The following is a 26,698-nucleotide window of genomic DNA, read 5'->3' as shown; positions in this document are numbered from 1 at the left end:
GCTCGGCTAATGGTTCCCCTTAACGGGCCCATAGCGGACTTGCACCGCCAAGTAAATGCGCCCTGCCGGGCGCACCACAAAAAAAGCGGCCCATTTACCGAACCGCTTTCCAAAATATAAATCTTATGTTAAACAGCGAGTTCTTTGTGACTGCGCAAAATATTGAATTTACTCTTGGCCAGTTCAAATCCACCAAATAAGATGAGGCCAAACGCAATATCACCGAGCAGCATATTCCTTTCAAAAGGAATGGCGGCAGTTAACGACATACCGTATCCCCGAAGTGTGTGCGGGTAGAACGTTCCATAAAAAAACGGCAAATCCGTAAACAGCCAGTGAAAGACTACGCCTGCCAATGAGGCCAATGCTATACTGCCGATGGAAACCTTTTTAACAAAAGAACCAATAAGAACGATCACCAAAAATGGCAGGTAAACCCAAAATGCTCCGTCACGCCAAAGAATCAGCTTCGACGAATATAGATAGTTAATGAGAACATCGCTCAGGAACAGGGTCACAAGCACTGAAATATATGCTTTCCATTTATCAGCGAAATAAACACCGCCAAAAAGAGCGATTGCGCCAAGCGGAGTAAAATTGCTCAGGGATGGATAGTAGTAACTAACCAGCCTCCCTAACGATACAATTAACATCAGGGTAATAAGCACAACGGTGCGGGTATTTATCTTTTGTAATGACATCTTTGAATATTTTAATGGTAAAATTACTATTTATCCTGCTAAATAAAAATCATCAATTCACCAGGTATCTTACACCTGCTATAAAATTAAATCCACGTGTATTGTACCCTACCCAATCCACATATTTTTCATTAAACAGGTTCTTAAGATCGGCAAACAGGCCGATACGTTTGCTGGCTGTGTACAACAAATGTGCATCAACCAGGTTATAATGTTTCAGCGTTACTACGCTTGACGTAAAATCGGGATTGAATTTAATGTCACTTCTATCGCCGGTATATTTGTAATCAACCGTCGCCGAAAAGCTTTCAAAAAACTGGTATGACGCGTTTAACCCAAGTGTGTTTTTGGGCCTTCGATAAAGATTGTTGGTAACTTTGCCCTCTGCATCGGTTTGTTTTCCTGTTACATAAGCTACATGGGCAGAGGCGCTTAACTTATTTATATTTAAGTTAAGCGTACTCTCAAAACCTTTATCTTTTTGCAGCGCGCCGTTTTCGTAAACCCCATACGGTGGATTTGCAAGATTTTTAAAATAGATAACATCCCTGGTGTCGTACTTATAAAATACGGTATTAAATGATAGCGTATTTTTTACGAGTTGCCAATCAAAACCGGCTTCGTATGAAGTTGTACTTTCAGGTTTTAAGCCAACGTTTCCATATTGCGAAAACAATTGATAAAGTGAGGGCGCCTTAAATGCCGATGCTACCGTACCAAATAACTTAAGCTGGTTGGCAATGTAGATGGATGGATTAATGGTATAAGTGAAATTCGTTCCGTACTTACTGTCAAAGTTAGAGCGGCCGCCAAGTTCCATATGAAATATACCCGCTTTAAAAAACAGCGACGTATAAATGCTGTTCAGGCTGTTACGTAAGTTTTTTAACGTATCGTAGGTACTTTGTTGGGTGCTGCTGTAATATCTAAAGCTTTCGCCGCTGGTTATATCAAGGTATGTATTGATGTGATAGGTAAACAAAATTTCAGCATTGGTGATGTTGCCTGTATTTTTTTGGTATGATGCGGAATTGAAGTTTTGCGGTCCGGCAGCATCATTATAATTATTTTTTACACTGTTTTGGCTGATGTTGAACCTGAGATCGCCCTTGTCCAGTCTTAAATTTCCACCCAGGCCGCCAAACAAAAATGTGTTGTTATAATTGTAGCCGGCATCATCCGTAAAAGCACCATAAGGAAGTTTCCCCTTGTTGTAAGTTCCCTGGAAGTTGCCGTTTAAACTAAACGATTGCGAAACCTGCTGCGTTAAATTCACGCTGGCCGAACGCTGGTGAAAGGGATCTTTTGTAAAACGACCGCTGCCCGTAGTGTCTGTTGCTCCTGCAAAACCCTTCGAATCCGTATTCGACAGGTTAACGGCTATGCCGGTTTTATTGATGTTTCCAATAAGTCCTGCCGATTCATTAAAGGTATTGTAAGTACCGCCGCTGGCTTGAAGGTTTGCTTTTAAGCCCTGTCCTTTTGGATGCCTGGTAATAATATTAATTACCCCGGCAACCGCATCAGAGCCATACAAAGTTGAGCCGCTTCCTTTCAGTATTTCAATGCGTTCGATCTGGTCAAGCGGAAAGGCGTTCAGGTCGTAGCTGCCGTCTATAGATGAGGCGTTATTTACGGGAAAGCCGTCAACCAGGATAAGCGTATTGCCTGTCGATGCCCCGCGAAGAAAAATGGACGAGCTGATGCCCGGTGCATTGTTGGCGCCTGAAAACGTGATGCCGGGAACGGAGTTAAGCAGTTGCGGAAGCGTTCGCCCTTGTGATCTGGCAATTTGGTCGGCGGTAATAATGGTTACCACCCTGCCGGTCTCACTTTGTTTTTTTGGCGATCTTGTAGCGGTGACCACTACATCATTTAATACCCGGGTTGAATCCTGGGCGTGTGCTGCTGTGACTAACAGCGCAGTTTGTGCCAGCCCCAGGCCGGCAGCAATTAAGTAAATTTTTTTCATGTTGTTGTGAGTTTTTTCCCCACAGCATACAGAAATGGAAAGTTGGAATGGAAATACACCTCCGGATGGGCATTCACATTCTAGCTTCAATCCCCGAAAGCTATGAATTAGTTTGCGCCTGGGCAGGTATTCTGACTTGCTCCCCTTTGCCCGGCCTTCCCATACGTTGGTGAACGCACAGTGACCAGTTTGATTGGGCATTGGTTTTGGAGCTTACAGCTGCGGGACAGTTACGGAATTACACCGTATTCCCTTTTAATCCTGGCTTTAGGCCGGGAACCGTAGGCGGTGCAAATGTAGGCGAACAATTGACAAATACAAATACCCCGCATCGCATTTTAACGCCGTGAATAAGTAATTGCCCTATGTCAATAAATACACCGGTAAATAACCGGGCTGTGCATTGTTGTTACTATTACGGTATCAATATGTTTTATCTATATTTATAGGAATGAAAAGCCTGTTCACCCTCCTTTTATCTTTAATGATACTAAATGCCTCAGCACAGCAGTCTGATACTTTGTTTTTAGCCAATCTTTTGAAATCTCGTCCGGATTTATTCGCCGGTATCCTGAAACATCCCACTAACAACGAAGTACAAATACTTTACACGCAAATAGACCGCGATAAGAATAATATCCCTCATTTTACGTCGTATAGTTATCACATTAATCCCAACAGGTACTTCTACCCTGCCAGCACGGTTAAGCTGCCTACGGCAATTTTCGCTCTGGAGAAACTCAATGAGCTGAACATCCCCGGATTAACCATGCGGTCAACGATGAAAACCGACAGCTCATTTACTGATGAAACACGGATGCTGGAAGACACATCGTCTGCAACCGGCTTACCTTCTATTGAAAATTACATTAAGAAAATACTGTTAGTAAGCGACAATTACGCTTACAACCGCCTTTATGAATTTGTAGGCCGGGCGGAGATCAATCAAAAACTAAAAAAATATGGGTTGACCAATACCCGCATTATCGGCCGCCTGGCTATCTACGATGGTGGCGAAAATGCCAAACACACCAATGCGATTAATTTTTACAATGGCGATAAGCTGATTTATCATCAGCCGCCGCAGTATGACGGCAACGATTATCCCATGCACCTGGAAAATATGCTGCAGGGCAAAGGATACCTGGATAAAAATGACAAGCTGATCATGAAGCCTTATGATTTCAGCGACAAGAACGTCTATACCATCAGCAATATGCAAAGCGTGCTGAAGCGTCTGCTTTTCCCGGAGACCTTTCCTAAAGAACAACGCTTTAACGTCACGCCTCAGCAGTATAAGTTTATTTACCGTTATATGAGCATGTTCCCCGGCGAAAGTAAAAAGCCAACCTATAACAGGCCTGACTACTACCCTGCTTACTGCAAATTCCTGTTTTACGGAGGCGACAGCACAGCCGTTATCAACCCTGATATTCGTATATTCAATAAGGTTGGCGACTCGTATGGCTACAATATCGACAACGCTTATATTGTTGATTTCAAGCATAATGTAGAATTTATTTTAACAGCCGTGGTACAATCCAACGAAGACGGCATTTACAACGACGACAAATACGAATATGCTACAGTGTGCCTTCCTTTCATGAAAAACCTTGGCCAGGTTATCTACCAGTACGAACTGGAACGGAAAAAGCAAAACATTCCTGACCTTTCGAAATTCAAGTTCTCTTATTAGTTCTTTAAGATTTATAAAGCTTCTGAAACTTCGAGTCGGGCCAGAGGTTATCGGTGAAATCTTCTTCGACCTGTGCAAATTCTAAATAAAATCAATTTTAACGAAAACTACTTTCTTTGTGTATTGTTAAATTGTCATACCTATTAAAACAATATTATGACAACAACAGCATTACAGCGCGTACCGCGGCACAATGGCAGTGCGGTAGTAAACTTAAACTGGCCTGAGCGGTATATCTCTATAGCTGCCGGTGTAAAGCTTAGTTTTTCAGGCATCAGGAATATTTTCAAAAGCCCGTTTTCAAGCATCTTAAAACTGGGCGCAGGCGGTTACCTGGTTAACCGGGGCATCAGCGGCCACTGCGACCTTTACTCAAGGGCCGGCAAATTGAGCACCGCTCCCGTGAATATAAATATCAGGTCATCGTTCACTATTGACAAGCCGCGCATGGAGGTTTATAGCTTTTGGCGTAAACTTGATAATCTTCCGCTTTTTATGAACCACCTGGAAGATGTGCAAATTATAGACGATACCCGTTCCCACTGGGTTTTGAAGCTGCCAACCGGCGTTGCAAAAGTAAGCTGGGACGCTGAGATTGTGCACGACGAGCCAGGCTATATGATTGGCTGGAGTTCTCTGCCCGACTCGATCATCGATAATGCCGGAAAAGTACGCTTCCGCGATACCGCAGATGGCGGCACACTAGTTGATGTGGTTATTACCTATCAGCCTCCTGCAGGCGGCCTTGGCTACAGCCTTGCCCATGTATTAAACCCCGTATTTAAAAAGCTGGTTGACGATGATGTCCAGAACTTTAAACAATACATGGATATTGCTGAAAAAGAAGGCGTTATAATAGTGTTGTAGTATCTGGCTGCTTGTTGTTCGCAACATCAACAACGGCGGCAATTATCGCACCAAACAGGAATTAAAAAGAAATGCCCGCGTTAAGCGGGCAATTTCATATAGGAGTTTTAATCCTAAAATCCTGTAAATTCTACGAATCTTAGTCTTATTTTACTGCGTCAACCACTGCTTTAAAGGCATCAGGATGGTTCATAGCCAAATCAGCAAGTACCTTACGGTTTAAGCCGATCTCTTTAGCAGCTAATTTACCCATAAGCTGAGAGTAAGAAATTCCGTGCTGACGAGCGCCTGCATTGATACGCTGGATCCACAAAGCCCTGAATTCGCGTTTTTTAGTTTTACGGTCGCGGTAAGCGTATTGTAAACCTTTTTCTACTGTGTTTTTAGCAATAGTGTAAACCTTGCTGCGTGAACCCCAATAACCTTTGGCGAGGTTCATGATTCTTTTCCGGCGTCTTCTCGACGCTACTGCGTTAACTGAACGTGGCATGTTGTTGTTGTTTGGTAGTGAGTGTCAATTTAATGAACTTGTAATACTCTAATACCTGGTTAAAAAAAATTGTTAATTACTTACCTATGCAAAGCATGCGTTTTACGTTGCCCATATCCGCATCAGACACTAAGCTGGTGTGGGTAAGGTTACGTTTACGTTTGGTCGACATCTTGGTTAAGATGTGGCTTTTGTAGGCGTTCTTCCTGGTGATTTTACCTGTTCCGGTGATCGAAAAGCGTTTTTTCGCACTGGAATTGGTCTTCATTTTTGGCATAACCGTGTTTGTATATATTTATTTAATTAATTGCTTTTTTTGAGGTGAATGCCGAAAGGTAAGATTATTCGTTCTTCTCCCGCAGCTTCTTTGCGGACTTTCGGACTTTTCCGGCTTTCCGGACTCACATCTACTTTTTAGCTGCCTTCGGCGCTACTGTTAAAAACATGCGCTTTCCCTCAAGTTTTGGTAATTGTTCTACCTTACCCACTTCTTCCAATGCCTGAGCGAAACGAAGCAACAGGATTTCACCCTGCTCCTTATACACTATCGCACGACCTTTAAAGTGTACATAAGCCCTCACCTTTTCGCCAGACTCTAAAAACTTAATAGCATGCTTCAGCTTAAATTCAAAGTCATGGTCATCCGTATTCGGGCCGAATCTGATTTCTTTAATTACCGTTTGCTTGGCGTTACTTTTAATCTCCTTCAGCTTCTTCTTTTGCTCGTAAATAAACTTATTATAGTCTGTTACTTTGCAAACCGGAGGTACGGCGTTAGGGGAAATTTCAACCAAATCCAGTTCCTGCTCCTGGGCAATGGCCAGCGCCTCACGAAGTGAGTAAATGCCCTGTTCCACGTTGTCGCCTACCAGGCGAACTTCCTGCGCCCTGATAAACTGGTTGATGTTGTGTTCAGCCTCCTTTTTCTTAAACGGCGGCCTTGGTCCTCTGTTGAAAGGTTTGTTTAATGCCAAGTTATATTATTTATTTCTTTTAATTATCTAATATTCAATGTTTTGTAAATCCACAAAATCCTTACCCTGGTGTATTTATTTAACAATTGCTTTACACCAAAAGCCAATAAGCCCGCAAATATCGGAATGTTTTACTGATTTTAAAAGTGTTTTTATATAATATTTAATATTATTTGATAAAAAGCCAGGGATAAGAACATATCCTATTTTCCAGACCCCCTGCTATAATTTGTCCTTACATTCTGATTAATATAAGTTGTAAGGCCCTTGCCTTTCAATGCCAGCCGCTTCATTCTGTCTACGTGTTGTTTACCGGGCTTATCGTAGTTATAAAGGTAAGGTTCCGGCTTGTCTTTAAATTTCACCAGGATAAAATCATCGCCTATTGCGAAGGCTGATACCCCTGTATTGTGATCGCTTTTATAAGGTTGCAGAACGCTCATGATATTTTCCAGCAAAACAATTGCCAGAAACTACTCCCGCTCTTACACATTTCCCCAACCCATCGCCAGTACATCAGCAATATGATAGGTTTTAATCGGGATCATATTTTTGTCGATATAGCTTTGCAGGTGCATCAGGCAAGAAGCATCCGTTGAAATAATATAATCAGCCTCTACCGCCAGCGCATTATCTACCTTTTGCTGGGCCATGGCAGTAGATATGGCATCAAACTTAACGGCGAACGTACCGCCAAAACCGCAGCAGGTTTCACCATCCTTTAAATCAAGCAGTTCCAGGCCGAGTACTTTTGACAGCAGTTGCCTCGGCTCAGCTTTTATATGGCATTCACGCAAGCCACTGCAGCTATCATGATAAACCGCCCTCCCATCCAATTCGGCGCCAAAATAATCTACCTGCAGGATATTCACCAGGAAATCTGACAACTCATAGATATTACCCTGTATCGCGCGGCATTTATTGTGCTGGGCCGTATTAGTGAACAGGTCGTTATAATAGTTTTTCACCATGCCCGTACACGAAGCAGAGGGCGCTATGATCACGCTGTCTTCCGAAAAATCATTCAGGAACTTACTGCCCACTGTTTTAGCATCATCCCAAAAACCGGCATTAAACGCCGGCTGACCGCAGCAGGTTTGCTCAGGGTTATAGCTAACCTCGCAGCCCGCCTTTCTCAATACCTTCATGGTATTAAAAGCCGTTTCCGGAAATAACTGGTCAATAAAACAGGGAACAAATAACTCAACCTTCATCAGCTCGGATTTTGTAAACCGCTAAAATCAGAATTTTTATCAAGTTTATTATGCTTTGTCTGTAAAGAAAACAGAAAAATCAGCCCTAAGATAAAATACACAGCCAGGGCTAATGCCGAATTACGCATCCCTCCTGTCAGTTCTTCAATAAATGCAAAGCTTGCCATCCCTCCCACTATTGCCAGCTTTTCGGTAACATCATAAAAACTAAAGAAGGAAGCGGTATCCGGAATATCCTGAGGCAGATATTTGGCGTAGGTTGAACGTGACAGTGATTGTATGCCGCCCATGATCATGCCTACTACGATGGCCAGGCAGAAAAATTGGGTTACGGTAGTGGTAAAGTAGGCGGCTATGCAAGCTAATATCCATATCACTACGGTCCCGGCCAATACTTTAATGTTACCGTATATGCCGGATAAGCGCGACATCAGTGTAGCGCCACCGATAGCCACCAGTTGAATGATCAGGATAATCTCAATTAGTCCGCTGGTTTCCATGTGCAGTTCTTTAGCTCCGAAACCAGCTGCGACGAGCATAATGGTTTGTACCCCCATTGAATAAAAGAAAAATGCTGAAAGGAAACGCTTGGTAAGCGGCATCTGTTTAATTTTTTGCCATACGTGGCCAAGTTCAAGGAAACCGCCCTTTATCAAATGACTGTACTTCGGCTGGGCGTTCGGACTGCCTTTTGGTAAGACGGCAAAAGGAATGTGCGAGAAACCTATCCACCATAAGCCCACCAGCAGGAAGGATAGCTGTGCGGCTGATTTTGCTGTCAGGTGAAATAAATCCGGCTTCAATACAAACACCAGGCAGATCACCTGTAATATCACGCTGCCTATATAACCGTAAGTAAAGCCTTTAGCGCTTACCTTATCCTGCATATCAACGGTAGCGATTTCAGGCAGGTAAGAATTGTAGAACACAAACCCACCGGCATAACCTATGGCCGCAAGCGCAAAACATATGATACCGAATTCCAGGTTGCTGCTGTCGAACAAAAACAGCCCGCAGCACGATAATGCGCCTATCCAGGTAAAAAAGCGCATAAAAATCCTTTTATTGCCCCGATAATCAGCTATTGAAGTGAGTATAGGGAGCAATATCGCCATCACCAGGTAAGCCGCTGCCAGTGCATAATTTGACAACGCGGTATTGATAAATTTAAAGCCGAAGAACGAAACCTGGTCATGCGTTGCAGCATTTGCAGTTTGCGCAACATAGTATGCCGGGAAGATGGTAGAAGTAATTACCAGGTTGTATGCCGAATTAGCCCAATCAAAAAAGGCCCAGGCGCGTATGGTTTTGGGATTGTTTTTAGGTTGCATGGTGCGTTAAAAGTAGAGAAAAATATTTCAGTTTCTAAATGATGAGGGAAGTTATTGAAAGCAAGTGCAAAAAGATATGGATTTGTTGATTACGGTCTGATAAATCCCACAAACCGGAGTGATAACAGCGAAAATCATATACAGAGCTGGGAGGCTAAATCACAAAAATTATTTACTGTATTTATATCAAACATTTAGGTCGCAGCCGTGTAATAATAAAACAGCGTAGGTCATGAAAAATAAACACATAGTTATACCCGCGATTATCCTGACGGTAGTTGCGGTTATCAGCTGTAAAACCCACTTCGATAGAGGTACAGCTGGCAGCGACTATAAGGCTGTTGCTTCGCCGGGGATTATCGAACGCGGTAAAGCCCTCACTTTCAGCATTTGTGCGGGGTGCCATTATAACCGCGGCCTGCATAAATTTGCAGGTAATCCCATGAACGATGTGCCGCCGATAGCCGGCAAGGTATTTTCAGCGAATCTTACCCATTCAAAAACCCATGGCATAGCACCAAAATATACAGATGCTGAAATCAGGTATTTATTAAAAACCGGCATAGCGAAGGATGGCCGTTTTCTTTCATACATGCTGCGTCCTAATATGGCCGACGAAGACATCAACGATATTATCGCCTTCCTGCGGTCCGACGCCCCATCCGTTCGCGCTGCTGATGTTACCGTCGGACTAACACATTACAATGTTGTCGGCAAAACATATCTCGCTTTTACCGCTAATCCGGCGCCTTACCGGCGGAATGTAAAACGCCCATCGCAAAACGATCCCGTTGCCCTGGGGCGATACCTGGTTGATAATATCGGCTGCTACCATTGTCATTCCAAAAGCCTGAAATCGTTGAACGCAGTAAACCCTGAACAAACGTCCGGCTATCTTGCCGGAGGCGCGACATTAAAAAGCGAGGGAGGAAGAGAGATAAAGGCGTCAAATATCACGCCTGACAAAAACACCGGTATCGGCGACTATACCACGGAGGATTTTCGCCGCGCGGTGAAAGACGGCCAGGCGCCGCACCGCAAACTGAGGCCCCCTATGGAAAAATTCGAATACCTGACGGATAAAGAGGTGGATGCTATCTACGCATATTTAATGACTGTGCCGCCAAAGCAACACGTGGTTAGTCATCTATAGTTCGTAATTTTGGTGTTTCTTCTTTCCGGGGACGGGCAGAACATCGTGAAACATATTGATTTTCAGATACCCGGCATTAATATCGTAAGTAAATAATCAAAGCGCTTGCACTTTAAATCGGTACAAATATGGCGCCTTGTGTGCCCCGCCAGTCCACTTTTTGGCAATACGTTCCAATATGCCAAGGCTCAGCATTTTTCGTTGAAATGCGGGCCTTAGCAATTTTTTATCGAGTATTGTTTCGTAAAGCCTCTGAAGTTCGCCCAGGGTAAATTCCTCCGGAAGCAGGTTAAAGCCAATAAGTTTTCGGTCGAGGTTTGTACGCAAGGCATCCAGGGCCTTATGTACGATCTGCGTATGGTCTTGTATCAAAACCGGCATTTTATTTAGATCGTACCATTCACAGCTGTCAAATATAGGCGCCGGCGAAGGGCTTACTTTGGTAAAATCAACCAAGGCATAATATCCGACCGAAATAAATCTTTTCAAAAGCCAATGCTCTTCTGGCGGTTTGTTTCCGTTCGCTGTCATTATGGTTTTCAATGGCGTCGGGTCAAACCGTCCGTAATCGCCAAAAACATAAAACTGGTCAAGGTAAATATCTTCCAGCCCTGTTCGCTCGGATACTACCCTCATGGCAGCCACATTTAAATCCTCGCTTTCTCTGATAAATCCGCCTGGTAAGGCAAAAAGTCCTGTACGCTTATATTCAATTAGCAGAACTTTTAGTTGATTATCATGAAATCCGAAAACAACAGCATCTATGGCAATATTTTTCAAAAAGCCCTGGCCATTTGTACTGCTCACTTCATTTGCTTCGGTGGTTGTCATCAGGATAATTTCATTTATTGTTTAATGGATGCCGGCACATTCTGCTCACTATATTGCTATTGTCAAATTAAGCAATTATTATTGTATCATTATGTTACAATAATAAAACTTATTTCTTTTTCCTAAAATCAAAACCATATAAGCCAAACTATGAAAACTATTTTATCTGTATTCTGTGCGATGCTGTATTGCGCAACAAGTTTCTCGCAGCCGCTTACCAATACTGTTACGATCAGTAATGGTAAGATGGAAGGCACATTTAACAATGCCACCAAAATAAGGAGCTTTAAGGGTATCCCCTATGCCTTGCCGCCCACAGGGGATCGTCGATGGAAAGAGCCCGAAGCGCCTGCAAACTGGCAGGGCGTGCTTAAAGCCGACCATTTCAGCCACATGCCTATGCAGAAGCACATATTTGCTGATATGATATTCCGGGCCGACACCATGAGCGAGGATTGTCTTTACCTGAATGTTTGGACACCCGCCAAAACCACAAATGAAAAATTGCCTGTACTGGTTTACTTTTATGGCGGCGGCTTTTCGGCGGGCGATGGTTCCGAGTCTCGTTACGATGGCGAAAGTATGGCGCAAAAAGGCATCGTCGCCATAACTATCAACTATCGGCTCGGCATATTCGGTTTTTTCTCATATCCCGGCTTAACTGCTGAATCACCTCACCATGCATCAGGAAACTACGGTCTGCTCGACCAGTATGCTGCCCTTAAGTGGGTGAAAGCAAATATCGCAGCATTTGGTGGCGACCCGGATAAAATCACTATAGCCGGTGAGTCGGCCGGTTCAATAGCGGTAAACGCGCAAATGGCGTCGCCCTTGTCTAAAAATCTGATTGCCGGTGCGATCGGCGAAAGCGGCGCTATGATCAAGCCCACGCTGCCTGCAATTCCGCTGTCACAGGGCGAGAAAAACGGCCTAAGTTTTGGCGAAAAGAACAATGCAAAGTCTTTAGCTGAGTTAAGGGCAATTCCTGCAGCGCAGTTGTTAGATATGGCATCTAAGTATGGTTCATGGCAATTGGCAGCCACGGTGGATGGCTATTTTTTACCTAAAACCCCCGATGAAATTTTTGCTGCAGGCGAGCAGGCCCATGTCCCGTTGTTAGTTGGATGGAATTCTGCAGAAGTCCCTTACCAGGCATTTACCGGTGGCGATCAGCCCACTCCCGAAAATTATGCTAAAAAAGTTAAACAGCAATATCCCAATGATGCAGACGAAGTGCTAAAGCTTTACCCTGGTACTACGCAGGATGAAGTGATAAAATCTGCAACTGCCCTGGCCAGCGACAGGTTTATTGCCTACAGCACCTGGAAATGGGCCGAACTGGCGGCAAAAACCGGAGGCAAGCCCGTTTATCGCTACCTCTTTTCGACGCCGCGTCCGCCGGAAATAAAGTCAACACCAAACCCGATGGCAGACAAATTCCCGAAACCTATGGTAGGCGCCTCGCACGCGTCTGAAATTGAGTTTGCTATGGGTAACCTGCCATACAATAAGGTTTATGCCTGGACGCCTGATGATTACAAGGTTTCTAAACTCATGGAAAGTTATTTCGCTAACTTCATAAAAACAGGCAATCCTAACGGAAAAGGGCTGCCAAAATGGGAACCTAACACCAACGGTAGCGCTGTTAAGTTTATGAATATAGATGTAGATACAAAACTGGAGCCCGAACGCGACCGTGGCCGGTATTTATTTTTGGATAAGCAGTATACGGATAAGAAATAATTAAACCCGGATTACGTGCAAAAAAGAAACAGCCATGATAAGAGCATTATCATGGCTGTTTCTTTTAAAAGTCAGGCAGATTATTTGGTTACTTTATAACCAAGTCCTATCGTCAATGTGGCAAAAAAAGCACTTTGCTTGTCGGTCGGATTATTGGATAGTTTATAATCATCTATTTTCCAGTCGCCTGCGTATGCATTAATGTAATAGCCGGCTCGAATGCCGATAGGAATATTACGCTCCACGCTGAAACAATCCATTTGCTTGGCCGACATTTTTATTAAGAAATCATATCCTAAACCCAGATCGATGCCAAAATTGGGCTGCCACAAGGTTTTGCTTTTGGTATTATTAAACAACTCCCCGGAAAGATCAGTTGCTGTGCGCACACCCGCCCTATCCTGGACACGTAACATGGCAGCCGAAAAATTGACTCCGACGAAAGGATAAAACCGGAACGAAGGGTTTGACGACAGGTTATAGCCGGTACGCCAAAACAGCTGGTATTGATTGTATTTAACCTTGATGTCGTTAAAATTTGAACTTGCGGTGGGCGAAAAACCTATGCCGTCCTCCACTATCCAGCTGTTAAAAACGTGAAACATCGAAGCGTTAAGCCATATATTCGATGGGTCGATAGATGGTGCGCCGTTGGAATTCAGGGCATTATTAAGCTGGCGAATGTCGGCTTTACGGTATCCAACCTGTAGCTGAAAGGCGCCGGCCGGCTTATAGTGCATCCAGCCCATTCCCCGCAGGGTGTCAGTTTTTTGTGCAAATGCGGAAGTCGAGCTAAAAAGGGCAGCAGCGCCAAATAGGGTATAAATCAATTTCTTCATGGTACAAATGTGTAAGTGTATTTAAATTTAATAAACAAAAGCTGCTTATTGTTTTAACCAACTTACGCATAAATCTATCTGCCGGTTCTCTTTAATTTAGTTTTGATCTGCATCATACCTGATTCCTGCAATTTTCCGGATATTATCAAGTGTCTCCATCAGCAGCAAAGTATCATCAAAAGTCATCACATCGCTTTCCGTCTGGCCGCGTCTCAGGCAGTCATTAACGTGCCTGGCTTCGTATTGATAGCCAAATCCTTGTTCTTTGGCAACAGGGATTATTTGTTTGCTATCAGGATATTTTGGGTAATATTCAATTGTAGCTGATGGCTCATAAAACCTTGATGTAAGACGGATGCGGCCATTTGTACCGGCTATATCGGCCTCCGTAGGCAGGTTGGCAGAAAAAGTTGAAAACAGCTGTGCCATTGCGCCGTTGCTGTACTTAAACAAAATAGCACATTGCTCGTCTACCCCGGTAGCGGCAGGCGTCATGCTGGCCTCAATTACATCTGGTTTGCCCAAAACACTCATTGCCATAAACACATTATAAATACCGATATCCATCACTGTTCCACCGCCAAGCGCCGGATCGAAGAGGCGGGCGGGCGCCGGTGATGCTGGTTTAAAGCCAAAGTTGATCAGAACAGAACTGATGTCTCCCAATAATCCTTCCTTAATCATGCTGATGGTTTTGAGATAGTGCGGATGAAATTTCGTCCATAGCGCCTCCATCATAAATACACCTTTCGATCGCGCCTTATCAATCATCTTCCGGGCTTCACGGGCGTTCATGGCAAATGGCTTTTCGCACAGCACAGCCTTGCCATGATCCAAACAAAGCAATGTATTTTCACAATGCAGATTGTGGGGAGTGGCAATATAAATCACGTCAACCTCGGGGTTGCTTGCCAGTGCTTCATAGCTGCTATGGCGGTGCAGTATATTAAATTCGTTTCCAAAATCATCTGCGCTCTGCTGTGAGCGCGAACCGATTGCGACCAGTTCCGCGTCTTCAACCAGCTTCAGATCCGATGCAAATTTGCGTGCTATACGCCCTGCGCCTAATATTCCCCAGCGAATTGTTTTCATAGCTTGTAAATTAATAACATTTGCACCAGATTTACGAAGTTTTCCAAATTTCTTAATTCTCCCGGTTAACATGTATCCAGAATTACTTGCACATATCGATAATTATGTAAAACTCACCCCAGAAGAAGAGGGCTTGCTTTGTGCTAAAATAGTGCCGATGACCTTGAAGAAGAAAGAATTTTTACTGGAGGCCGGCAAACATTGCCATGGTAATTATTTTGTGGTAAAAGGCTGTACGCGGCTGTATTTTATTAACAGTAAACTCAATGAGCAAATTCTGCATTTCGGCATCGAAAACTGGTGGATTACCGACCAGGACAGCCTGATGACGGGGCGGCCGGCCAATTGCTACATACAGGCGATTGAACCATCGGAATTGCTGCTGTTGCCTGAAAAAGATTGTGCTTTTCTGTTTGAACAAGTCCCTCACCTGGAAAGCTATTTCAGGATAATGATACAAAAAGCCTATGTAGCGGCACAGCGCCGCATAGGCTTCATTTTTAACCAAACCGAAGAAGAACGGTACCATAATTTTATAAGCCATTTCCCGGGCTTTGTACAAAGGGTGCCGCAATACATGCTGGCCTCGTACCTTGGCTTTACGCCGCAGTTTTTGAGCCGGATGAGAGCTAAAAAGTCTTAGGCTTAAAGTCAGAAAAATAAGCTTTAGAATCAAGCCCCCCGGACTTTAAGCCCGGTCAGGCTGCAGGCAGGGAAACATAAAATGTTGAACCTTCATTTTCACGGCTCTTCAACCATATTTGACCATTGTTCGCCTTCAGAAAGTCCTTAGTAAGCAACAGACCGAGGCCGCTCCCCTTTTCTTTTGCGGTTCCGAAGGACGTGCTAAGATTGCCGGTTAAAAAAATATGCTGCTGAGCTTTGCTTATGCCAACGCCATGGTCTGATACAGAAAACACCGCTTCATTGTTATCCTGTATTTTGGCTTCAACTTCAATAATGCCGCCGGGATGACTAAATTTTATAGCGTTTGATAAAAGATTGCGGATTACAAATTCAAAATGATCGGCATCGGCATGCACTTTTAAATGTGCGGGCGCATTATCTTTTATGGTAATATTTTTTTGAGATGCTTGCGGAGCTAAAAGCGTTATACATCTGTCAATTAATTCCTTAGCCAAAAAATCAGCTTTATTGACTTCAATTCCCTGCAATTGTGCTTTGCCCCAGGCAAACAATGATTTTAACAATTCAAGCGAAGCGTTGGTTTGTTTCTTTAGTTCAATAATCATTCCCTTTAGTTCAGGGGCAGTAAATTCTTCCGTTTCCATCATTTCAAAAAGCTGCACAGCGCTTGCAGCAGGTCCTTTCAAATCATGACCGATTACGGAGAATAGGGTATCCTTTATTTTGTTCGATGCTTTCAATTCCTGGTTGAGCCGCTTAACTTTTCTGAGATACAGCCAGATTAAAACCAATATCAGCAAAACCAATATCAAGATTATCCAGCCTATCTGTAATTCGCTTTTCACATGCTTGTTGGTTTGCTGCAGCGCCCCGATCTTTTCATACGAGGTTTCGAGCGCATAGCTGCTGTCGAGCGCTGCAATGTCCTTCGCTGTGTCGGCCTGCAGCAAGCTGTCAAGCAGGCGGTGCTGTTCCGATAAGGCGTTCATTGCCTCTTTATAATTTTGCTCCTGCCGGTAAACGCCGGCCATTGCTTCCAGTATCCGGGCCTCCAACTGCGGCTGCTTGATTGTCCGGGCAATTCTCATCGCTTCTTTTAAATCAGCGAGGCTTTTGTTTGAATTTTGTTTCTGTAATACCGACGCGATATTAATCAGCGCCTTTGCTTCCTCTTCCGGCTGCTTATATTTTTTTGCCGATTCAAAGGCGTCCTTATACAAGGATAACGCTTTGGTCTTCTGGCCTTCATCCTGGTAGGCTATACCCTCTTCATTCAGCAACGAAACTTCGGTATCGCGTAAACCGGCTTTGCGGCTGTTATCGATACCTTCCTTCAAATAAGTTAGCGCTATTTGCGGCTTTCCTTTTTTCATGTAAAGATTGCCTATATCTTCCAGCAAAATAAAATAAGCCTCCGGCTTAATCTTCTGGCGCTCATACTGGGCCAATGCACGCTGATAATAGCTTAATGCTTTTTCCGCTTCGCCTTTTTGCTCATATACTTTACCTAATTGCGCGTAGCTTTCAATTATCCCGGAACTATCGCTGCTGCTGTGGTAAAGCTTCATGGCACGGGTTAAATTGGGGTTTAATGATGACCGGTCCTGATCTTCTGCATCCAGCAATCCAAGTTCATCGTACGCGTTTGCTATACCGGCAACATCTTGCGTATGCCTCGAAATACTGAGCGCCTCGTTGTAAAACCGGCGTGCCAGCCCATCATGATGATGCGCCGCATTGATACGGCCCAGCTGAAGCAAAAGCACCGCCTGCGCATTCCAGTTGCTTTGTTTTTGCGCAAGCTGTAAACCCCGGTTAGCGTAATAAACAGCCGAATCGGGCTGGACAGCGGTGTAATCCTGGCTGAGCTCGAGAAATAGCTTTAGTTTTTCGTTATCTGATGCAGTCTTTAGTTTATATATTTTGGATGGCAACGGGGACTGTGCAAATAAACTGAAGGAGTACAGCAGGAACAAGGTTGAAAGGCGCCACATCATAATCAAATCTTTAAGATCCTTTTTACGGATAACATTCCAATAAGTTTTGTAAAAAAATCATTTCCGGCCTGTTTTATTAATCACAGTTCATTTTTTCAGGCAGTTTCAATAGGCAACTTTGTGCTATCAAAACAGTAAAAAATGAGTAACAGAATCAGAATCAACCAGCTTGAACCCGCCGCATACAAGGCTATGCTCGCTATGAACCATTATATTGAGAGCACCGGCTTAACAACAAGGCACAAAGACCTGATAAAAATCCGCGCCTCGCAGATAAACGGCTGCAGCTATTGCATCGATATTCACGCCCGCGATGCCCGTAAAAACGGTGAGACCGAACAGCGCATCTACGGCCTTACTTCATGGCGCGACACTCCTTTTTTTGATGAGCAAGAGCGGGCGGTGCTTGCCCTGACCGAAGAAGTGACATTGATAGCCGGGCGCGTTTCTGATGAAACTTATAACAAAGCGGCTGAATTGTTCGACAGAAATTACCTGGCACAATTAATCATGGCAATTATTAGCATCAATGCATGGAACAGGATTGGCGTGGCCACAGAAATGCATCCTGCACTTACCGAAGCTTAACGGCCGCACAAAATAACTGGCTGTAGGATAAGCGGATAAGCTGTAAAATAAAAAACAATTTCGGAATTAACTATTTTACGCTATCTTTGCGCCTCATAAAAATCCTAAAGATGCGGAAGTGGCGTAATTGGTAGCCGCACCAGACTTAGGATCTGGCGCCGCGAGGCGTGGGGGTTCGAGTCCCTTCTTCCGCACTGAAAGTTTGAAGCCGTTAGCTGGATAAGTTAGCGGCTTTTCTCTATTTAAAATCCCACCAAACCATCGTTTTAGGCGCGTCGCCCAAAGTATACGGCTCGCCGATGCGTGGCACGTTTACCTGAACATTTAGCTTTTCGGCGGCGGGGATCAGCTTCTCGATAGGCTCATTCCAGGGATGGTCAGCTTCCACAAATTTCCCCCAGTGGATGGGCTCCAGCAATCGTGCATGTAAGTCGACTGCAGCCTGCGCAGGCTGCCCAAGCCAGAGGTGTGTCCACGGCCAGTTAGGGCTATACTGTCCGCATTCAAGCAGGGCCAAATCAAACGGTCCGTATTGCCGGCCGATCTGTTTAAAATGCGGCCCGTAACCGCTATCGCCGCTGTAAAACATGCGGTATTGGTTTGCCTGTATTACGTAAGATGCCCAAAGTGTTTTATTTTCAGCGCCATAAGTACGGTTGCTTTTATGCTGTGCGGGAGTAGCGGTGATCTTAAGTCCGCCGGGCAAGGTAGCCGATTGGTTCCAGTTCAGTTCAATTATCTTTTTAGGATCGAATCCCCAATATACCAGGTCTGAAGCTAAACCCATTGGCACCACAGCCATTTTGATTTGGCCTTTCAGCTTTTTTAAAGTTCGGTAGTCAAGATGGTCGTAATGATCGTGAGAAATGATCAGGACATCGATTGGTGGCATATCCGCCGCATGATAATGTTTAGTACCCGCAAATGCGGTAACTAATCCGGGCACCGGCCCTGCATGATTGCTGAAAATGGGATCGATAAGTATGTTTCCCTCGCCTGTTTTGATCAGTAACGACGAATGACCGAACCAAACAACAGTAGGCGCCGGCGAGGCCAGGGTTTTTAAATCAGTTTCAACCCATGGCAACGCGTGCGAGGGCCTTATGGTTTTAGGGCGGCGGTGAAACATCAGGTTATGCTTAACCGTTGAGTCGGAACGTTCCGCCAGATTTTCGAAAGCACCGTTTTTAAAATTAGGCAGCGTGTCCAACCGGCTTAACTCATCACCTTTGGGATTTTTACCAACTGATTTTACCACTCCACAGCCAAATGTTGCTGCTAACAGCAGTGCTGCCATACCAAACCCCACATATCTAAATCTCATGCATAAAAAATCAAATAACGGTTAAAGTTGCATAATATTTTGTAAAAGAGTTTTTGCCTGGCCGTATTTTGTACCTTCGCTTATGCTTCCCGAAAAAGAAATTACCAAAATCAGTAAATTTTTAAGCCTTGTATTGCGTCATCAGCCGGAAGCTATCGCTATCTCCGTTGATAAAAATGGATGGGTAAGTGTTGATGAACTTATACAAAAGTCAAACGCAGCAGGCGTTAAGTTTGATTTTGCCATACTAAACCATGTGGTTGCCACCAACAATAAAAAAAGATTTGCTTTTAACGAATCGCTTGATAAAATAAGGGCAAGCCAGGGCCATTCCGTTGAAGTTGAACTGGGCTATGAACCGCAGATGCCGCCAGAAATCTTGTATCACGGTACGGAGATCAACAATGTGGCCTCAATCTTGTTAACCGGCCTCAAAAAACGCCAACGACAGCACGTTCATTTAAGCAGGGACACAGAAACGGCCATTAAAGTTGGAATCCGCCACGGAAAACCGGCCGTTTTTGAAGTCTACGCACTGCAAATGCATAACGATGGCTTTAAATTCTTCTTGTCCGACAATGGAGTATGGCTAACTGATTCAGTGCCTTCAAAATATTTAAATCAGCAATAATTGGCCGGGTATTTATTGGAATGATTTTTATGCAGTTATGGGATGCGCATTTGGCTGTATATCATAGCATCCTTGTTTACACTGGTGTCTTGCACACGTGTCAATAACCGAACACAAAAAGAAGACACCGAGCATATCACACATATTGAAACCGGTAAAACCAAACCATCTGAATTGTTGAATTTTGCCTGCTCACTGGAAGGCACACCATATATGTATGGCTCTGCCGATCCTACGCGAGGATTAGACTGCTCCGGCTTTATAACCTGCGTTTTTAGGCATTTTGGCATAATCGTTCCCCGCATGTCGGTAGATTTTACACCGGTTGATCATCCTGTTGCCCTGGCTGACGCGCAGCCCGGTGACCTGATATTATTTACCGGAACGGACAGTACAATAAAAATCGTTGGGCACATGGGTATAATTACTGCAAATTCAGGTAAAAGTATAACCTTTATTCATTCCGGGTCGGGTAAAAACATTGGTGTGATTGAAACAACTTTTGATGATTATTACAAAACCAGATACGTTAAAACGATCAGGATATTTCCAGCAAAATGACCTCAGGTACACAATCCTAAACTGGCGAATTTCGTATTGCGGCCCTCAGCTAACCACAATACCAGCTTCTTAATTTCGGCTAATAAACCTTTATCACCTGCCCGGTACCTGCGCCCAGCACAGCTTTGATGTACGCCTGCGTAACCTTATCCATTGGCACCGGTATGTGTCCCGGAAAATACGGGAAAAAGCCCGGTGAATCCGCAACAACGCCAGGACTGACGGCATTAATACGTACATCATTTTCCAGCTCAATCGCGGCCCCGACAACAAAGCCGTTAAGCGCCCCGTTCACCGCGCTTAAGCCTGCGCCATATACAACCGGGTCCTCGCTCAAAATGCCTGATGTGAGCGTGAACGATCCTTTAGGGTTTACATAGTGCTGCCCGATCAGCACAAGATTAACCTGCCCCATCAGCTTACTATTCACCCCTACCCTAAAATCGGCATCCTTCATAGCGGAAAGCGGCCCGAAATGGCCCGCGCCCGTTACGCTTACCAGCGCGTCGAAATTACCGGCTTGTTCATAAAATTTTTCAATAGATTCGGTTAGAGTAATGTCTACCTGCAAATCGCCGCTTTTTGATCCGGCTGTAATTATTTCATGGTCTTTTTGTAAGGCAGCGGTTACATACTTGCCTATAGTGCCTGTGGCGCCAACTATAATGATTTTCATTTGCGTATGTATTCTTCCTGGTATGATTTTGTAAAACTTTTTAACTGAGCCAGCGCATTGCTTACGGCTGCGCCTGGTTATGCTTCGTTGCACCGGGAACAGCCAAAGCGGCCGAAAATCAAATAATCACTCCCCGCTCCTGTGTTTTCTCTTTTTCTTTTTATGGGATGTTTCTTCGGTGTGTTTTTTAGATTTTTTCGAGGTGGTTTCTTTTTTAGATGAACTTTCCTCTTTTTTGCTTGAATTGTTTGATTTAGCAGGCTGATTGGCGGTAGCCGTAGCGGATTTTTTGTCGGTGGAATCTTTGCTTAGCTGCTTTATGGTAAACTCATTATTGCGCAAACCGTACTCAAACTGGCGTTTTGCGCCGGTGGGTTTGGCGGCTTTGGAATTGCCGTCATAAATCGGAAACTCACGGATGAGCTTGCCATCTTTAATATAAAAATTATCATCGCCCCTGTAGCCCGTCCTTTGCGATTTGGTCAGCTTCGGAAAATCAAGCTTATGCGCATTGCTGCCGTTAAATTCAAAAGCGTAAATATTGGCGTAATTAATGGTGTCGCGGCCTTTGGCTTGTATCAGTATTTCCGGGTTGCCGTCAAGGTCCATGTCCGAATTGTAAGCATCTACAATTTCGCCATCCAAATCGCCGGTGGTGGTAGTAAACTTTACGGCCGATGAGTCGGAATGAAGAATTGCAAAAGCGCCGGCAGTTTTCGCCCCGCGTCCCCAGCTTACCACATCGTAATCCTGCCCGGGCGACACCTCTACAAGCTTATGAAACCTGAACGGCGGCATTAATGCCGGCCTGGCCGGTACTGCCGGTAACGTGGTTTTTGGTTTGCTATCGTCGCTGCATGCGGCTAAAAGCATCACACAGCTCAACATCAGCAAATTAAGGCTTTGTTTGCAATTCATAGGAACTTTTAATTATACATGTTCTCCGGGGTTAGCTCGGCCTTAAGCTTATCCGGCGCAGTAATAAACACTTTTAAATTACCATTGCTTGTAGCGTCGAAATATTTTATGGTGATTTTATGATATCCCTTTTGAAGCGCAACGCTACCACCCACATCATACACCGAATGCTTGCCGTCATTATCCACAACAGGCTGGCCGTCAATCAGCAAGGCAGAGCCATTGGCCGAGGCGGTCGAAAAGCTGTAAACGCCGTCATTATCAATACGGATTAAACCGGTATATATTACGCCGTAGCCCTTTAAATTTTTCTTTATGGCCGATGTGCTGAAGGTGGTAGTGGCGCCACTGTCAATTACCGCAGCCTTATCCAAATCTTTCACGCTGTTGAATTCGCCGGTATAAACTTTGTACTTTAAGCCTTTATTGGTATTACTTCCCTGCACGGCAGGCAACGGCTGCTTATTGTACATAATCGCGCGGGTCACCTGGCTCCGCTTGCCCGATTGGGTGATCACGATAGTTTTCAGTTCGCGGTATTGATCGGGCGGTACGTTGTAGGTCATTGGGTGGGTGTATTCCATATCGGTTTCGCGCGGGGTATATCCGTCAATGGTATAGTACATCTTAGCGCCTTCCACCGGGCTTTTTAAGTCCACAGTTAGCTGGCTGCCAAACATGGTGGTATCTTTTGTACCGATAGCCTCTGGAACGCGGTAATTAAACCCTGCCTTTTCCAGCCAACCCAGGTGACCGGGCAGGCGCATATCTGCAAAATCGGTATAATTTTTATTGGCAAGCGGCGACCATGACAGCTCGGCCAGGGCCAGTATGCGCGGCAGGATCATGTATTCTACTTTCTTTTCTGTCGGGATGTATTCTGTCCACAGGTTAGCCTGCACACCTAAAATATATTTCTGCTCGTCGGCCGTCAGGGCCGATGGTGTCGGGTTATAACGGTAAATGCGGCTCAGTGGGTCGAACCCGCCAATGCTCAACGGCTCCAGGTTTGATTTGCCCTGCTGCTGGTCTATATATAAACCTCCGCTGCCGGGTGTCATCACCACATTATGATGCTGTTTGGCTGCTGCAATACCTCCTGCTTCGCCTCTCCAGCTCATTACCGTAGCATTTGGAGAGAGCCCTCCTTCCAATATTTCATCCCATCCGATCATACTGCGGCCTTTGGAGTTGATGAATGTCTCGATGCGTTTAATAAAATAGCTTTGCAGTTTGTCTTCTTTTGATGATTCCTTATCGTCAAGCAAACCCAGTTTTTTAATCAGATCCTGGCAAAACTGCGATTTCCTCCACGCATCTTTGGGTACCTCGTCGCCACCCACGTGGATATACTTGCCCGGGAACAACGCCATCACCTCGGTAAGCACGTCCTGCAAAAAGGCAAAAGTTTTATCAGATGGTTCGTAAATGTTCTTGAAAACGCCCCAGGTTTCGGCTACTTTATAGGTACCTAATGATGGGTCGCAGCTTAACTCAGGGTAAGCGGCTAATACAGCTTCGGAGTGGCCGGGCATTTCAATTTCCGGTACGATGTTGATATAGCGATCGGCAGCGTATTTAACCACATCCTTTATCTGCTCCTGGGTATAAAAGCCGCCGTAAGGTGTATTATCAAACTGTTGCGGGGTACGGTCGTGGTAGTTGCCGATAACGGTTTGTGCGCGCTGACTGCTTACCTGTGTAAGTTTAGGATATTTTTTTATTTCGATGCGCCAGCCCTGGTCGTCTGTAAGGTGCCAATGGAAGTTATTGAGCTTGTAGGCTACCATCAGGTCGATGTACTTCTTAACAAATTCCACCGAAAAGAAATGACGGCTTACGTCCAGCATCAGTCCGCGGTAACCAAAGCGGGGGTAATCCTGTATTTCGGCACAGGGTATTTTGGCAGTTGCAGCCATATTTAACGGCAACAGCTGTATCAGTGATTGCACGCCGTAAAACAAACCGGCGCCTTTGCCCACAATAGTGATTTTAGTTGGAGTAATGGTCAGACTATACCCTTCTGCAGGCAGATTTGAAGCCCCCTTTGATGTCATTACAATACTTCCTGGCACCGCAGCACCTGTATTGTGTTTCAGCTTTACGTGCAGTTTAGCCTCGTTCAGCAAAAAGCCTTTCAAAAAAAGTACGGCTTTATTGTTTATGCTATCGGCCAGTATTACGGTCTCCTGGCTCAAAACAAACTGCCCGTCTGCCTTTTTAACGGAAACCGGTGCAGGTATAATACCCAGGTAAGGGCCGCCATCCTGCGCGTTTGCAGTTCCGGAAAAAAAGGCAACAGCAATACACAGCGACATCAAAATCTTTTTTAGCATTTCGGTAAATTTATGGTTTGGCTATTGAGCCGGTGAAGATAGGAGATTTTAGAAAAAAACAATCCTGCTGCATTATAAAATATGTATTACAATAAAAATAAAGAGGGGGCCACCTTGCGTAAAAGCGGCTCCCTCTTTATTTCTTTTCAGCAATTACCGCAGCTTCTGCGGGTTTGTTCTTCTTCTCGGTGTGCGGGCGTGTTTTACCGTACGAACCCATTGCTATTTTTCCTTTGCGTGTTTTTTTATCACCTTTTCCCATAACAGTAAACTTGTTTTTAATTAATGGTTATATGCAATATACAAGTTTATTAAAAAAGATGTTTGAAGGAATTTATGATTTATTAATTCCCGGTATAAATTAGATTTTATTTTTTTGCGAAGTCGCTTTTGATTAATTTCAATTTTCGATCCCAATTCGATGAACAAGATATTACTATACATTTTTACAGTAGGTTCGTCGCTACTGTTTTTCAGTCAAACCAGCATGGCACAACAAAACAAACAAATGATACGATTGGCGAAAATCCAGGTAGATCCTACCCAGGTTGATCATTACAACGCAGCCCTAAAGGAACAAATGACAATGGCTATTAGTACAGAACCCGGAGTATTAACTTACTACGCCGTAGCAGACAAAAGCAACCCGGCGAACATCACCATACTCGAAATTTATGCAGATACTGATGCTTACCAGCGCCACATATTAACCCCGCACTTTAAGAAATACAAAGCTACAGTAGAACACATGGTTAAACACCTTGAATTAGTTGACGTAAAGTTAATTGCGACCGCTAAGAAAACGGGTTTTTAACTATCGCCCGCCCCGTGCTGATGTTACCATCAACAAGCAGGATGCAGTTGATTGATATGAAAAAAACCTGCAGATACCGGTGTCTGCGGAGACTGGCAGCCATATCGAGTTTATTGGCCGCAAGATTGAACAAAAGGCGGTATGGTAATTGGCCGGGACGAGTCCGGAACATTGCGGAATCTCGCGGACAGATGGCCAAAAAAAAGACCCGCCTCTCTCAAAGCAGGTCTTAATATTTTTTTATTGATTACTGATCTTTAACCTCTTTTTACGCTGTTACCACATGCTGTTTGGCGGCGAGGTAGCGCTCTGCATCAATGGCAGCCATACATCCGCTTCCGGCAGCAGTTACGGCCTGGCGGTAGATGTGGTCCTGTGCATCGCCGCAGCAAAACACACCCTCAACATTAGTTGTGGTTGAACCGGGTGTGGTTTTAATATAGCCGGTTTCATCCATGTGCAGCCATCCTTTAAATATTTCGGTATTGGGATGGTGACCGATGGCAACGAAAAATCCGGATACCGGCAAAATAGTCTCCTCGTTGGTGATATTATTGACAACCTTCACTGCATTTACGCTTTGGCCGTCGCCTAATATCTCTTTGGTTTCGGTATTATAAAGTATTTCAATATTCGGGGTATTCAGCACACGGTGCACCATTGCTTTTGAAGCGCGAAACTCATCGCGGCGAACGATCATCGTAACCTTACGGCACAATTTAGCCAGGTAAGTAGCTTCTTCGGCAGCAGTATCGCCAGCCCCTACTATTGCAACATCTTCGCCTTTAAAAAAGAAGCCATCGCAGGTAGCACAAGCCGAAACGCCAAAGCCGCTATATTTCTGCTCTGAATCCAAACCTAACCATTTTGCCGAGGCGCCGGTAGATACGATCACTGTATCTGCGGTAATGGTTTTGGTGTCATCAACCACAACTTTGTGCGGAAGGCTCGAAAAATCGACCGAACTTACATAACCAAAACGGATATCGGTTCCTAAACGTTCAGCCTGTTTGCGGAAATTCTCCATCATTTCGGGCCCCATGATACCATCAGGGTAACCGGGATAGTTCTCTACATCAGTGGTTTGGGTAAGCTGACCGCCTGCCAGTAAACCGGTGTACATAACCGGCTTTAAATCAGCACGCGAAGCATAAATAGCAGCAGTATAACCTGCGGGACCGGAGCCTATGATAAGGCATTTAACATGTTCAATATCCTGCGACATTTGTTTTTAAATTGAAGCCCAAAGATAGTTAAAAAAGGAAGGGTATTAGTCAGGCGCTGGTAAAACGTGCCTCAAGC

Annotated in this window: 27 protein-coding genes, 1 tRNA gene and 1 riboswitch; of the genes, 10 read left to right on the top strand and 18 right to left on the bottom strand. The window is 44.6% G+C overall.

Features of this window, described 5'->3' with window-relative positions:
• Positions 1–128: 128 nt before the first annotated feature.
• Together Q3W13_RS18805 and Q3W13_RS18800 are read right to left on the bottom strand one after the other, a co-directional pair.
• Positions 129–701: a DUF6580 family putative transport protein gene (locus tag Q3W13_RS18805; protein WP_302866412.1), complete on the bottom strand. Its 573-nt coding sequence runs from the start codon at positions 699–701 to the stop codon at positions 129–131.
• 52 nt (positions 702–753) lie between these two features.
• Positions 754–2,673, bottom strand: a complete 1,920-nt coding sequence (locus tag Q3W13_RS18800) for a TonB-dependent siderophore receptor (protein ID WP_302866410.1) — start codon at positions 2,671–2,673, stop codon at positions 754–756.
• 103 nt (positions 2,674–2,776) lie between these two features.
• Positions 2,777–2,972, bottom strand: a riboswitch (cobalamin riboswitch).
• 152 nt (positions 2,973–3,124) lie between these two features.
• Between Q3W13_RS18800 and Q3W13_RS18795 the strand changes: the two genes are divergently transcribed.
• Both Q3W13_RS18795 and Q3W13_RS18790 read left to right on the top strand, forming a co-directional pair.
• On the top strand, positions 3,125–4,369 hold the full coding sequence (locus Q3W13_RS18795; protein ID WP_302866409.1) for a serine hydrolase: 1,245 nt from the start codon (positions 3,125–3,127) through the stop codon (positions 4,367–4,369).
• Positions 4,370–4,525: 156 nt separating this feature from the next.
• Positions 4,526–5,236: an SRPBCC family protein gene (locus Q3W13_RS18790; RefSeq protein ID WP_302866408.1), complete on the top strand. Its 711-nt coding sequence runs from the start codon at positions 4,526–4,528 to the stop codon at positions 5,234–5,236.
• Positions 5,237–5,381: 145 nt separating this feature from the next.
• On the opposite strand, the gene rplT is transcribed toward Q3W13_RS18790, so the two are convergent.
• The 6 genes from rplT to Q3W13_RS18760 form a co-directional block, all read right to left on the bottom strand.
• The gene (gene rplT, locus Q3W13_RS18785; RefSeq protein WP_302866405.1) at positions 5,382–5,726 is read right to left on the bottom strand and encodes a 50S ribosomal protein L20; all 345 of its coding nucleotides are present in this window, start codon (positions 5,724–5,726) and stop codon (positions 5,382–5,384) included.
• Between the two features lie 76 nt (positions 5,727–5,802).
• A complete protein-coding gene (rpmI, locus tag Q3W13_RS18780) occupies positions 5,803–6,003 on the bottom strand; it encodes a 50S ribosomal protein L35 (protein ID WP_302866404.1) in 201 nt (66 codons plus the stop codon).
• A gap of 130 nt (positions 6,004–6,133) precedes the next feature.
• Positions 6,134–6,700, bottom strand: coding sequence for a translation initiation factor IF-3 (infC, locus tag Q3W13_RS18775; protein WP_302866402.1), 567 nt, complete (start codon positions 6,698–6,700; stop codon positions 6,134–6,136).
• Between the two features lie 203 nt (positions 6,701–6,903).
• Positions 6,904–7,143 (bottom strand): hypothetical protein, encoded by a 240-nt coding sequence (locus tag Q3W13_RS18770; RefSeq protein ID WP_302866399.1) that lies wholly within the window; start codon positions 7,141–7,143, stop codon positions 6,904–6,906.
• Positions 7,144–7,185: 42 nt separating this feature from the next.
• Complete coding sequence (locus tag Q3W13_RS18765; RefSeq protein WP_302866397.1) at positions 7,186–7,914, bottom strand: (Fe-S)-binding protein; 729 nt, start codon at positions 7,912–7,914, stop codon at positions 7,186–7,188.
• The gene (locus tag Q3W13_RS18760; protein WP_302866395.1) at positions 7,914–9,245 is read right to left on the bottom strand and encodes an MFS transporter; all 1,332 of its coding nucleotides are present in this window, start codon (positions 9,243–9,245) and stop codon (positions 7,914–7,916) included. The genes Q3W13_RS18765 and Q3W13_RS18760 overlap by 1 nt, the downstream gene beginning before the upstream one ends.
• Positions 9,246–9,477: 232 nt before the next feature.
• Between Q3W13_RS18760 and Q3W13_RS18755 the strand changes: the two genes are divergently transcribed.
• Positions 9,478–10,398 carry a c-type cytochrome gene (locus Q3W13_RS18755; RefSeq protein WP_302866393.1) on the top strand — a complete coding sequence of 307 codons (921 nt, stop codon included), beginning with the start codon at positions 9,478–9,480 and terminating at the stop codon, positions 10,396–10,398.
• A gap of 96 nt (positions 10,399–10,494) precedes the next feature.
• Here Q3W13_RS18755 and Q3W13_RS18750 read toward each other — a convergent pair whose 3' ends face one another.
• A complete protein-coding gene (locus tag Q3W13_RS18750) occupies positions 10,495–11,229 on the bottom strand; it encodes an NUDIX domain-containing protein (RefSeq protein ID WP_302866392.1) in 735 nt (244 codons plus the stop codon).
• A gap of 150 nt (positions 11,230–11,379) precedes the next feature.
• Between Q3W13_RS18750 and Q3W13_RS18745 the strand changes: the two genes are divergently transcribed.
• The gene (locus tag Q3W13_RS18745) at positions 11,380–12,972 is read left to right on the top strand and encodes a carboxylesterase/lipase family protein (RefSeq protein ID WP_302866391.1); all 1,593 of its coding nucleotides are present in this window, start codon (positions 11,380–11,382) and stop codon (positions 12,970–12,972) included.
• Between the two features lie 80 nt (positions 12,973–13,052).
• Here the strand turns inward: Q3W13_RS18745 and Q3W13_RS18740 are convergent, their stop codons facing one another.
• Both Q3W13_RS18740 and Q3W13_RS18735 read right to left on the bottom strand, forming a co-directional pair.
• A complete protein-coding gene (locus Q3W13_RS18740) occupies positions 13,053–13,811 on the bottom strand; it encodes a hypothetical protein (RefSeq protein WP_302866389.1) in 759 nt (252 codons plus the stop codon).
• A 96-nt stretch (positions 13,812–13,907) separates the two neighbouring features.
• Positions 13,908–14,903, bottom strand: coding sequence for a Gfo/Idh/MocA family protein (locus Q3W13_RS18735; protein ID WP_302866387.1), 996 nt, complete (start codon positions 14,901–14,903; stop codon positions 13,908–13,910).
• Between the two features lie 70 nt (positions 14,904–14,973).
• Here Q3W13_RS18735 and Q3W13_RS18730 point away from each other — a divergent pair, with 70 nt between their 5' ends.
• Positions 14,974–15,546, top strand: coding sequence for a Crp/Fnr family transcriptional regulator (locus tag Q3W13_RS18730; RefSeq protein ID WP_302866384.1), 573 nt, complete (start codon positions 14,974–14,976; stop codon positions 15,544–15,546).
• A 55-nt stretch (positions 15,547–15,601) separates the two neighbouring features.
• Here Q3W13_RS18730 and Q3W13_RS18725 read toward each other — a convergent pair whose 3' ends face one another.
• Positions 15,602–17,548 carry a tetratricopeptide repeat-containing sensor histidine kinase gene (locus tag Q3W13_RS18725; RefSeq protein WP_302866383.1) on the bottom strand — a complete coding sequence of 649 codons (1,947 nt, stop codon included), beginning with the start codon at positions 17,546–17,548 and terminating at the stop codon, positions 15,602–15,604.
• 141 nt (positions 17,549–17,689) lie between these two features.
• Between Q3W13_RS18725 and Q3W13_RS18720 the strand changes: the two genes are divergently transcribed.
• The gene (locus Q3W13_RS18720) at positions 17,690–18,136 is read left to right on the top strand and encodes a carboxymuconolactone decarboxylase family protein (RefSeq protein ID WP_302866381.1); all 447 of its coding nucleotides are present in this window, start codon (positions 17,690–17,692) and stop codon (positions 18,134–18,136) included.
• A 112-nt stretch (positions 18,137–18,248) separates the two neighbouring features.
• Positions 18,249–18,330 (top strand) — tRNA-Leu (locus Q3W13_RS18715).
• Between the two features lie 44 nt (positions 18,331–18,374).
• On the opposite strand, the gene Q3W13_RS18710 is transcribed toward Q3W13_RS18715, so the two are convergent.
• Positions 18,375–19,460 carry an MBL fold metallo-hydrolase gene (locus Q3W13_RS18710; protein WP_302866379.1) on the bottom strand — a complete coding sequence of 362 codons (1,086 nt, stop codon included), beginning with the start codon at positions 19,458–19,460 and terminating at the stop codon, positions 18,375–18,377.
• Positions 19,461–19,542: 82 nt separating this feature from the next.
• On the opposite strand from Q3W13_RS18710, the gene Q3W13_RS18705 reads away from it, so the two are divergent.
• Together Q3W13_RS18705 and Q3W13_RS18700 are read left to right on the top strand one after the other, a co-directional pair.
• Entirely contained in the window at positions 19,543–20,091 is a 549-nt protein-coding gene (locus Q3W13_RS18705; protein WP_302866377.1) for an RNA 2'-phosphotransferase, read from the top strand.
• A 42-nt stretch (positions 20,092–20,133) separates the two neighbouring features.
• On the top strand, positions 20,134–20,652 hold the full coding sequence (locus Q3W13_RS18700; protein WP_302866376.1) for a C40 family peptidase: 519 nt from the start codon (positions 20,134–20,136) through the stop codon (positions 20,650–20,652).
• Positions 20,653–20,731: 79 nt separating this feature from the next.
• Here the strand turns inward: Q3W13_RS18700 and Q3W13_RS18695 are convergent, their stop codons facing one another.
• The 4 genes from Q3W13_RS18695 to Q3W13_RS18680 all read right to left on the bottom strand — a co-directional run bounded on the left by Q3W13_RS18695 (position 20,732) and on the right by Q3W13_RS18680 (position 24,844).
• Entirely contained in the window at positions 20,732–21,328 is a 597-nt protein-coding gene (locus tag Q3W13_RS18695; RefSeq protein WP_302866374.1) for a short chain dehydrogenase, read from the bottom strand.
• 126 nt (positions 21,329–21,454) lie between these two features.
• A complete protein-coding gene (locus Q3W13_RS18690; RefSeq protein WP_302866373.1) occupies positions 21,455–22,246 on the bottom strand; it encodes a hypothetical protein in 792 nt (263 codons plus the stop codon).
• Between the two features lie 8 nt (positions 22,247–22,254).
• Positions 22,255–24,582 carry a family 20 glycosylhydrolase gene (locus tag Q3W13_RS18685; protein ID WP_302866371.1) on the bottom strand — a complete coding sequence of 776 codons (2,328 nt, stop codon included), beginning with the start codon at positions 24,580–24,582 and terminating at the stop codon, positions 22,255–22,257.
• A 136-nt stretch (positions 24,583–24,718) separates the two neighbouring features.
• The gene (locus Q3W13_RS18680) at positions 24,719–24,844 is read right to left on the bottom strand and encodes a 30S ribosomal protein THX (protein WP_302866368.1); all 126 of its coding nucleotides are present in this window, start codon (positions 24,842–24,844) and stop codon (positions 24,719–24,721) included.
• Between the two features lie 159 nt (positions 24,845–25,003).
• Here Q3W13_RS18680 and Q3W13_RS18675 point away from each other — a divergent pair, with 159 nt between their 5' ends.
• On the top strand, positions 25,004–25,396 hold the full coding sequence (locus tag Q3W13_RS18675) for a putative quinol monooxygenase (protein ID WP_302866367.1): 393 nt from the start codon (positions 25,004–25,006) through the stop codon (positions 25,394–25,396).
• Positions 25,397–25,664: 268 nt separating this feature from the next.
• On the opposite strand, the gene trxB is transcribed toward Q3W13_RS18675, so the two are convergent.
• Positions 25,665–26,621, bottom strand: a complete 957-nt coding sequence (trxB, locus tag Q3W13_RS18670; protein WP_302866364.1) for a thioredoxin-disulfide reductase — start codon at positions 26,619–26,621, stop codon at positions 25,665–25,667.
• Positions 26,622–26,698 lie beyond the last annotated feature (77 nt).

The sequence above is a fragment of the Mucilaginibacter sp. L3T2-6 genome (genome assembly GCF_030519355.1).
In the GTDB taxonomy this organism is placed as follows: domain Bacteria; phylum Bacteroidota; class Bacteroidia; order Sphingobacteriales; family Sphingobacteriaceae; genus Mucilaginibacter.
The sequence above is the reverse complement of the archived record's forward strand: the minus strand, read 5'-3'. Positions and strand labels throughout refer to the sequence as shown.

Excerpts from the sequence above, each read along its gene's own strand:
- Q3W13_RS18805 (WP_302866412.1), bottom strand. The coding sequence starts at position 701 with ATGTCATTACAAAAGATAAATACCCGCACCGTTGTGCTTATTACCCTG.
- Q3W13_RS18800 (WP_302866410.1), bottom strand. The coding sequence starts at position 2,673 with ATGAAAAAAATTTACTTAATTGCTGCCGGCCTGGGGCTGGCACAAACT.
- Q3W13_RS18795 (WP_302866409.1), top strand. The coding sequence starts at position 3,125 with ATGAAAAGCCTGTTCACCCTCCTTTTATCTTTAATGATACTAAATGCC.
- Q3W13_RS18790 (WP_302866408.1), top strand. The coding sequence starts at position 4,526 with ATGACAACAACAGCATTACAGCGCGTACCGCGGCACAATGGCAGTGCG.
- rplT (WP_302866405.1), bottom strand. The coding sequence starts at position 5,726 with ATGCCACGTTCAGTTAACGCAGTAGCGTCGAGAAGACGCCGGAAAAGA.
- rpmI (WP_302866404.1), bottom strand. The coding sequence starts at position 6,003 with ATGCCAAAAATGAAGACCAATTCCAGTGCGAAAAAACGCTTTTCGATC.
- Q3W13_RS18770 (WP_302866399.1), bottom strand. The coding sequence starts at position 7,143 with ATGAGCGTTCTGCAACCTTATAAAAGCGATCACAATACAGGGGTATCA.
- Q3W13_RS18765 (WP_302866397.1), bottom strand. The coding sequence starts at position 7,914 with ATGAAGGTTGAGTTATTTGTTCCCTGTTTTATTGACCAGTTATTTCCG.
- Q3W13_RS18760 (WP_302866395.1), bottom strand. The coding sequence starts at position 9,245 with ATGCAACCTAAAAACAATCCCAAAACCATACGCGCCTGGGCCTTTTTT.
- Q3W13_RS18755 (WP_302866393.1), top strand. The coding sequence starts at position 9,478 with ATGAAAAATAAACACATAGTTATACCCGCGATTATCCTGACGGTAGTT.
- Q3W13_RS18750 (WP_302866392.1), bottom strand. The coding sequence starts at position 11,229 with ATGACAACCACCGAAGCAAATGAAGTGAGCAGTACAAATGGCCAGGGC.
- Q3W13_RS18745 (WP_302866391.1), top strand. The coding sequence starts at position 11,380 with ATGAAAACTATTTTATCTGTATTCTGTGCGATGCTGTATTGCGCAACA.
- Q3W13_RS18740 (WP_302866389.1), bottom strand. The coding sequence starts at position 13,811 with ATGAAGAAATTGATTTATACCCTATTTGGCGCTGCTGCCCTTTTTAGC.
- Q3W13_RS18735 (WP_302866387.1), bottom strand. The coding sequence starts at position 14,903 with ATGAAAACAATTCGCTGGGGAATATTAGGCGCAGGGCGTATAGCACGC.
- Q3W13_RS18730 (WP_302866384.1), top strand. The coding sequence starts at position 14,974 with ATGTATCCAGAATTACTTGCACATATCGATAATTATGTAAAACTCACC.
- Q3W13_RS18725 (WP_302866383.1), bottom strand. The coding sequence starts at position 17,548 with ATGATGTGGCGCCTTTCAACCTTGTTCCTGCTGTACTCCTTCAGTTTA.
- Q3W13_RS18720 (WP_302866381.1), top strand. The coding sequence starts at position 17,690 with ATGAGTAACAGAATCAGAATCAACCAGCTTGAACCCGCCGCATACAAG.
- Q3W13_RS18710 (WP_302866379.1), bottom strand. The coding sequence starts at position 19,460 with ATGAGATTTAGATATGTGGGGTTTGGTATGGCAGCACTGCTGTTAGCA.
- Q3W13_RS18705 (WP_302866377.1), top strand. The coding sequence starts at position 19,543 with ATGCTTCCCGAAAAAGAAATTACCAAAATCAGTAAATTTTTAAGCCTT.
- Q3W13_RS18700 (WP_302866376.1), top strand. The coding sequence starts at position 20,134 with ATGCGCATTTGGCTGTATATCATAGCATCCTTGTTTACACTGGTGTCT.
- Q3W13_RS18695 (WP_302866374.1), bottom strand. The coding sequence starts at position 21,328 with ATGAAAATCATTATAGTTGGCGCCACAGGCACTATAGGCAAGTATGTA.
- Q3W13_RS18690 (WP_302866373.1), bottom strand. The coding sequence starts at position 22,246 with ATGAATTGCAAACAAAGCCTTAATTTGCTGATGTTGAGCTGTGTGATG.
- Q3W13_RS18685 (WP_302866371.1), bottom strand. The coding sequence starts at position 24,582 with ATGCTAAAAAAGATTTTGATGTCGCTGTGTATTGCTGTTGCCTTTTTT.
- Q3W13_RS18680 (WP_302866368.1), bottom strand. The coding sequence starts at position 24,844 with ATGGGAAAAGGTGATAAAAAAACACGCAAAGGAAAAATAGCAATGGGT.
- Q3W13_RS18675 (WP_302866367.1), top strand. The coding sequence starts at position 25,004 with ATGAACAAGATATTACTATACATTTTTACAGTAGGTTCGTCGCTACTG.
- trxB (WP_302866364.1), bottom strand. The coding sequence starts at position 26,621 with ATGTCGCAGGATATTGAACATGTTAAATGCCTTATCATAGGCTCCGGT.